Source organism: Achromobacter sp. DMS1 (assembly GCF_001270295.1).
In genome coordinates this window covers 1-5,835 of record NZ_LHSJ01000068.1, presented here as the reverse complement: position 1 = coordinate 5,835, position 5,835 = coordinate 1, and the positions used below count along the sequence as shown (strand labels likewise).

The window sequence follows — 5,835 nt, the reverse complement described above, 5'->3', positions numbered from 1 at the left end:
GGCTTCGGCGAGCTGGCGTCCGACGCGGCGGCGCCGGTCATCCTGGCGCGGGCCTGGCCCGCGCTGGAAGGGCGCTGAACGGCGCGATATCTGCTAAATTTCCCGCCTCCGAGACCCTTTTTCGCTTTGCCTACCGCCATGCTCTCCCAGCAAGAACTCAAGCAGCAGGCCGCCGACGCGGCCCTGGAATTCGTTGAACAGGTCGCCGGCCCGGACGTCGTCATCGGCGTGGGCACCGGATCCACCGCCGACCTCTTCATCGACGGGCTGGCCCGCTACAAGGGCCGCATCGGCGGCACGGTGGCCAGCTCCGAACGCAGCGCGGCCCGCCTGGCGAGCCACGGCCTGAAGGTGCTGGACCTGAACGACGTGGCGGGCATGCCCCTCTATGTGGACGGCGCCGACGAAATCGACGCCAACCTGCACATGATCAAGGGCGGGGGCGGCGCGCTCACGCGCGAGAAAATCGTGGCCTCGGTCGCAGAGCGCTTCATCTGCATCGCCGACGAATCCAAGCTCGTGCAGACCCTGGGCAGGTTTCCGCTGCCCGTCGAGGTGATTCCCATGGCGCGCGCCGCCGTGGCCCGGGCGCTGGCCGCGCTGGGCGGCGCGCCGCGCCTGCGCGAAGGGTTCGTCACCGATAACGGCAACATCATCCTGGACGTGGCGGGCCTGTCGATCTCCGACGCGCCCGCGCTCGAAGCCCGTATCAACAACCTGCCGGGCGTGGTCACCGTGGGCCTGTTCGCGCTGGCCGGCGCCGACGTCGCGCTGCTGGCCACGCAGAACGGCATCCGCCGCCTGGATCGCGGGGCCTGAAGCCCGCAGGGGGGGCAGGCCCCGGGTTTCCAGCCCGGACTTCCCGTCCGAGACTGCCCGTCCGGGACTGCCCGTCCGGGACTGCCCGTCCGGAACTTCCTTCATAATCCTGTCATACACGAGTCATACGCTTGCCGATTGAGCAAGCCCGCGCCGCAAAATCCACGCATCGGGGCAAAGCCATGAGACCAACCACGCAGGGAACCCGGATGACCGAGCATACAAACAAGCAATTCGACGCCGACCTGGAAAGCGTCCGTTCGCAATTCCTGCGCATGGGCGGCATCGTGGAAGCGATGATCCAGGAGGCCATCGATGCGCTGTCCAGCGGCGACATGTCGCTGGTCGAGAAGGTGCGCGAGCGCGAAAAGGAAGTCAATCGCCACGAGGTGGAGATCGACGACAGCATCAGCCGCATCCTGGCGCGGCACCAGCCCACGGCCATCGACCTGCGCATGCTGATGGCGGTGTCCAAGATGCTGACCGACATGGAGCGCTCGGGCGACGAGGCCGAGAAGGTCGCCGTCGTGGCCCGCCGCATCCACGAGTCGGAATTGCGCTATACCCCCGTCATCGAGCTGCGCCACATGGCGAACAACGTGCGCACCATGCTGCACCAGGCGCTGGACGCCTTCGCCCGCCTCGATCCCATCCAGGCCGCGGCCGTCGTGCGCAGCGACAAGGAAGTGGACAAGGAATGGAAGGGGGCGCTGCGCCACCTCATCACCTACATGATCGAAGACCCGCGCACCATCTCGCGCGCCATCGACATGATCTTCATCGCTCGCGCGCTGGAGCGCATCGGCGACCACGCCAAGAACATGTCCGAGCGGGTCATCTACATGGTCAAGGGCGCGGACGTGCGGCACACCGGGGTGAAGAACGCCGAGCGCCTGGCGCGCGGCGAAGAAGACGACGCCGGCGAAGAATGAGCCGCGGAGGTTTCGCGCGGCCGCTCGCCCGCGCGAAGCTCTTTGGCGTCGGCACGCCCTAGTCCAGCGCGCGGGCGTTGGCCTGCAGGCGTGGATCGGAGAGGCCGGGCCGGGCGCCGTCCAGGCGGCCGGCAAGCCGCCGCAGAAAGCCGCCGGCGCGCACCCGCACGTCGTACCAGCCTGCGAGGCCGGGATGCTCCACTTCCGCCTCGCCGCCGGCCGGCACCCGCACCGTCGCGCGCCAGCCGTCGCCCATTTCCGATTCCAGCTGCACCGTGCGGGGCCCGGCTCCGGGATTGACGAGCCGGATGCGCACCCCGTCCGGGGGAAGGAAGGGCGGCGGCTTCCAGCGCGCCGGTTTCGTGCGCATTGCCGCGGAACCGGCGATGAAAGCCGTCGGGCCCCAGCAGCCAGAGGTCGTAATCGCCCCGCGCTCCGAGCCGCCAGGCATCGTCCAGGCGCGCGCCGGCGTCCAGCGTGTAGCGGCGCGGCGCGAGATCCAGGCGCAACAGGTCATAGACGTGCAGCGCCGCGCCCGCCGCACCCGTATTGCGCAGCGCGAGCCGGTAATGCGCGCCGTCGTCCGACAGGCGCCCCGCCGCGTCCAGCGCATAGGGCAGCGCACAGGCGGGGCGTCCCGGGCCGGCGGGCGCGGCGCGGGTTCCGGCGAAGTCGAAGGCCGAGGTCAGGTCGCCGCATACGGCGCGCCGCCAGGCGCTGATGTTCGGCTCGGCCACGCCGAAGCGCGTTTCCAGGAAACGCAGTACCGAGGTGTGGTCGAACACCTGCGAATTCACCCAGCCGCCGCGGCTCCACGGCGAAACGGCCAGCATGGGCACGCGCGGGCCCAGGCCGAATGCGCGTCCGTGCAGCGCCGGAGGATCGTCGACGGTGCCGGCGCTGGGGCCGGTGCGGGCATCGTGGTACTCGCCGTCCAGCTCCACGGTGGACAGCCCGCCCGGGCTGCCGTCGGCCTGGCGCGCGGGCGGCGCCGGGGGCGGCACGTGGTCGAAGAAGCAATCGTTTTCGTCGTAGGTGACGAACAGCACGCAGCGGCTCCACAGGGCCGGGTTGCGTGTCAGGATGTCCAGCACCCGTTCCGTATAGGCGCCGCCCTGGCGTGGGGACGACACCTCGGGATGCTCGGAATCCGCCGCCGGCGCGATGATCCAGGCCACCTGCGGCAGCGCGCCTTGCTCCACGTCGCGCGCAAGCGCGTCCAGGGTGCGGGTGCGCAGCGCCCGGTCGCGCAGCGCCGCCTGCGGGGCGGCGCTTTCGTATTCGCGGCGGTACTGGCGAAAGCCCGCCAGCGGGTTGTCGTGGTAGTTGTCTTCCATGTCCTGGTAGATGCGCCACTGCACGCCCGCGGCCGACAGGCGCTCGGGATAGGTGGTCCAGGCATAGCCTTCGGCGACGGGGCCGAGGCGGTCATGGGTGTTGACCAGCGCCGGCCCGCCCGCCTTGCCGAGCGGGTCCTGCGTGCCGGTCCAGAGAAACAGGCGGTTCGGGTTGGTGCCCGCCTGCATGGAGCAATGGTAGGCGTCGCAAAGCGTGAAAGCCTCGGCCAGCGCCGTCTGGAAAGGGATGTCGTCCGGCCGGTGCATGCCCATGGCGATCCGGCCCTTGGCGGGCAGCCACTGGTCCATGCGGCCGTCGTTCCAGGCGCGCTGCGCATCGTCCCAGGTGTGCGGCGTGAGATAGCCCAGGGGCGTGTCGCTCGGCTGTTCCGGCTGCAGCGGGTAGGGCGTTGTTTCGCCTTCGGGACCGCGCTGCGCCATGACGCTGCCGTCGGCGGTGGGCACGGCCAGCGGGTCGGCCAGCCCGCGCACGCCCGGCAGCGCGCCGAAATAATGGTCGAACGAGCGGTTTTCCTGCATGAGGATCACCACGTGCTCCACGTCGCGCAGGGTGCCGGTGCGTCGGTCGGGCTCGATGGACAGGGCGCGCCCGATGGCGGCGGGCCAGCGGCGGGGGGAGGTCATGGGAGTGCCTTCGTGCTGCGCTGCGGTATCCGCCCGCGGGCCGGCCTTGCGGGAGCATGCACGGAACGGGAAAGGCGGGAGCGCGGGCTCCCGCCGGGCGGGTCAGGCGGAGGGGGGGACGTAGCCCTGGGCTTCGACGCTGCCATCCTCGAAGAGGAAGCGTTCCATTTGCTGCTGCAGGTATTTGCGTGCGCGGGCGTCGGCCAGGTTGAGGCGGTTTTCGTTGACCAGGCGGGTCTGCACCTGTTTCCACTCCTCCCAGGCTTCCTTGGAGATGCTTTGCCAGATGCGGGTGCCGAGCTCGCCGGGATAGGGCGGGTAATCCAGCCCTTCGGCTTCGCGCTTGAGTTTCACACAGTTGACGGTACGGGCCATGATTCGCTGCCGGAAAATGAAAGAAAAACGTAGTTTACCGGGCTTGGCGCGGCGTGGGTGGCAAGCCCCCGCGCCGCGCAGGGGCGTGCCGGCCCGGGCCGTCTTCAAAGTTTCTTGATGAAGATCAGGCTGTTGCGCGAGCGGTTGTAGTTGGCCTGCTTTTCGCGCGGCAGGTCGGCAATGCCGCCGGGCACGAAGCCGCGCTTCATGAACCAGTGCGAGGTGCGCGTGGTGAGCACGAACAGCCGCTTGGCGCCCGCGGCGCGCGCGCGCGCCTCCATATGGCGCAGCAGGATCTCGCCTTCGCCCGAGCCCTGCCATTCGGGGTGCACGATGAGGCAGGCCATTTCGGCCATCTGCTCCTCGGGGAAATTGTGCAGCGTGGCGCAGCCGTAGATGACGCCGTCGTGCTCCAGCACGGTGAAGTTCTCCACGTCGCGTTCGACCACGCTGCGCGGGCGCGGCACCAGCGTGCCGTCGGCCTCCAGCGGCTCGATCAGGCTCAGGATGGCGCCCACGTCGTCCAGCGTGGCCGGCCGCAGGTCGTCGAGCGTATCTTCGACCACCATGGTGCCCACGCCGTCGTGGGTGAAGATCTCCAGCAGCACGCTGCCGTCCAGCGCGAATGGCACGATATGCGCGCGCGCCACGCCGCGCTTGACGGCCAGCGAAGCGTATTGCAGGAAGGCCGCGGTTTCCTCGTCCAGCCCGCCCTTGGCGAGCAGGGCGTCGGCGTCGACCCGCGCCAGCTCGGTGTCCACCGAGCCGTCTTCCTGCAGCACGCCCTGCGAGCTGGAGAGAAAGATGAGCTTTTCCGCGCGCAGCGCCACGGCCACGCTGGTGGCCAGGTCTTCCATGGCCAGGTTGAACGCGTCGCCCGTGGGCGAGAAGCCCAGCGGCGAGAGCAGCACCATCGACGAGGCCTTCTCGATGGCGAACTTGAGCGCCTCGACGTCGATCTTGCGCACCAGGCCGGTGTGGCGGTAGTCCACGCCGTCGATCACGCCGGCCGGTCGCGCGGTGACGAAATTGCCCGAGATGACGCGGATGTGCGAATGCGACATCGGCGTGTTGGGCAGCCCCTGGCTGAAGGCGGCCTCGATGTCCAGGCGGATCTCTCCGGCGGCCTCTTTGGCGCATTCCAGCGCCGCCGCATCGGTGGGCGACATGCCGCGGTCGAATTGCTGGGTATAGCCCTTGAGCCGCAGCTGCTCGTTGACCTGGGGCCGCGAGCCGTGCACCAGCACCAGCCGGATGCCCAGCGAGGACAGCAGCGACAGGTCCTGCACCAGCGCGTTCAGCGCGCCCGCCTGCACCAGTTCGCCGCCGAACGCCACCACGAAGGTCTTGCCTCGGAACGCGTGCACGTAGGGCGCCACTTCGCGGAACCATCGGACGAATTGGGCGGGCGCGAATTCCGGGGCTTCCAGGGCGGAGACGGTGTCGGGTTCCAGGTCGGGCATGATGGAAAGAAGGATTCCTTGGAGTGGTCGAATGCGCGGCCGGCCGCGTTATCGCGCCGCGCCGCGTGGCGAAATTATAGGGCGGTCCGTCCCGCGGCACGGCGGAGAATCGGGGCCGCCGGGGGGCCTTTTTCCATCCGTTGCCCGGCCGGGACGGCTCGCGGCCGCCCGAAAATTTATAATGCCCGGCTAACCGGATAATCGATACATGCCTGAATCCTCCCGTCCGCGCGCGCCCGCCAAGGCGCCGGCCGCGCCGCGCGA

The 5,835-nt window shown here is 69.4% G+C and carries 5 protein-coding genes and 1 pseudogene; 2 read left to right on the top strand and 4 right to left on the bottom strand.

Annotation, left to right across the window (positions count from 1 at the left end; genetic code table 11):
• The first annotated feature begins 138 nt into the window (after positions 1–138).
• Entirely contained in the window at positions 139–819 is a 681-nt protein-coding gene (gene rpiA / locus AD428_RS10055) for a ribose-5-phosphate isomerase RpiA (RefSeq protein ID WP_053245071.1), read from the top strand.
• A 209-nt stretch (positions 820–1,028) separates the two neighbouring features.
• Complete coding sequence (gene phoU / locus AD428_RS10050; protein WP_053245070.1) at positions 1,029–1,751, top strand: phosphate signaling complex protein PhoU; 723 nt, start codon at positions 1,029–1,031, stop codon at positions 1,749–1,751.
• Between the two features lie 58 nt (positions 1,752–1,809).
• Here the strand turns inward: phoU and AD428_RS27735 are convergent, their stop codons facing one another.
• The 4 genes and pseudogenes from AD428_RS27735 to argA all read right to left on the bottom strand — a co-directional run bounded on the left by AD428_RS27735 (position 1,810) and on the right by argA (position 5,571).
• A complete protein-coding gene (locus tag AD428_RS27735) occupies positions 1,810–2,121 on the bottom strand; it encodes a phospholipase domain-containing protein (RefSeq protein WP_235489692.1) in 312 nt (103 codons plus the stop codon).
• A gap of 58 nt (positions 2,122–2,179) precedes the next feature.
• A pseudogene (locus AD428_RS10045) lies at positions 2,180–3,733 on the bottom strand (phosphocholine-specific phospholipase C); the annotation flags it as partial.
• 102 nt (positions 3,734–3,835) lie between these two features.
• A complete protein-coding gene (locus AD428_RS10040) occupies positions 3,836–4,108 on the bottom strand; it encodes an oxidative damage protection protein (RefSeq protein ID WP_053245069.1) in 273 nt (90 codons plus the stop codon).
• 104 nt (positions 4,109–4,212) lie between these two features.
• Positions 4,213–5,571, bottom strand: coding sequence for an amino-acid N-acetyltransferase (gene argA / locus AD428_RS10035; protein ID WP_053245068.1), 1,359 nt, complete (start codon positions 5,569–5,571; stop codon positions 4,213–4,215).
• Positions 5,572–5,835 lie beyond the last annotated feature (264 nt).

Coding starts and splice junctions, on each gene's coding strand:
- rpiA (WP_053245071.1), top strand. CDS start 139: ATGCTCTCCCAGCAAGAACTCAAGCAGCAGGCCGCCGACGCGGCCCTG.
- phoU (WP_053245070.1), top strand. CDS start 1,029: ATGACCGAGCATACAAACAAGCAATTCGACGCCGACCTGGAAAGCGTC.
- AD428_RS27735 (WP_235489692.1), bottom strand. CDS start 2,121: ATGCGCACGAAACCGGCGCGCTGGAAGCCGCCGCCCTTCCTTCCCCCG.
- AD428_RS10040 (WP_053245069.1), bottom strand. CDS start 4,108: ATGGCCCGTACCGTCAACTGTGTGAAACTCAAGCGCGAAGCCGAAGGG.
- argA (WP_053245068.1), bottom strand. CDS start 5,571: ATGCCCGACCTGGAACCCGACACCGTCTCCGCCCTGGAAGCCCCGGAA.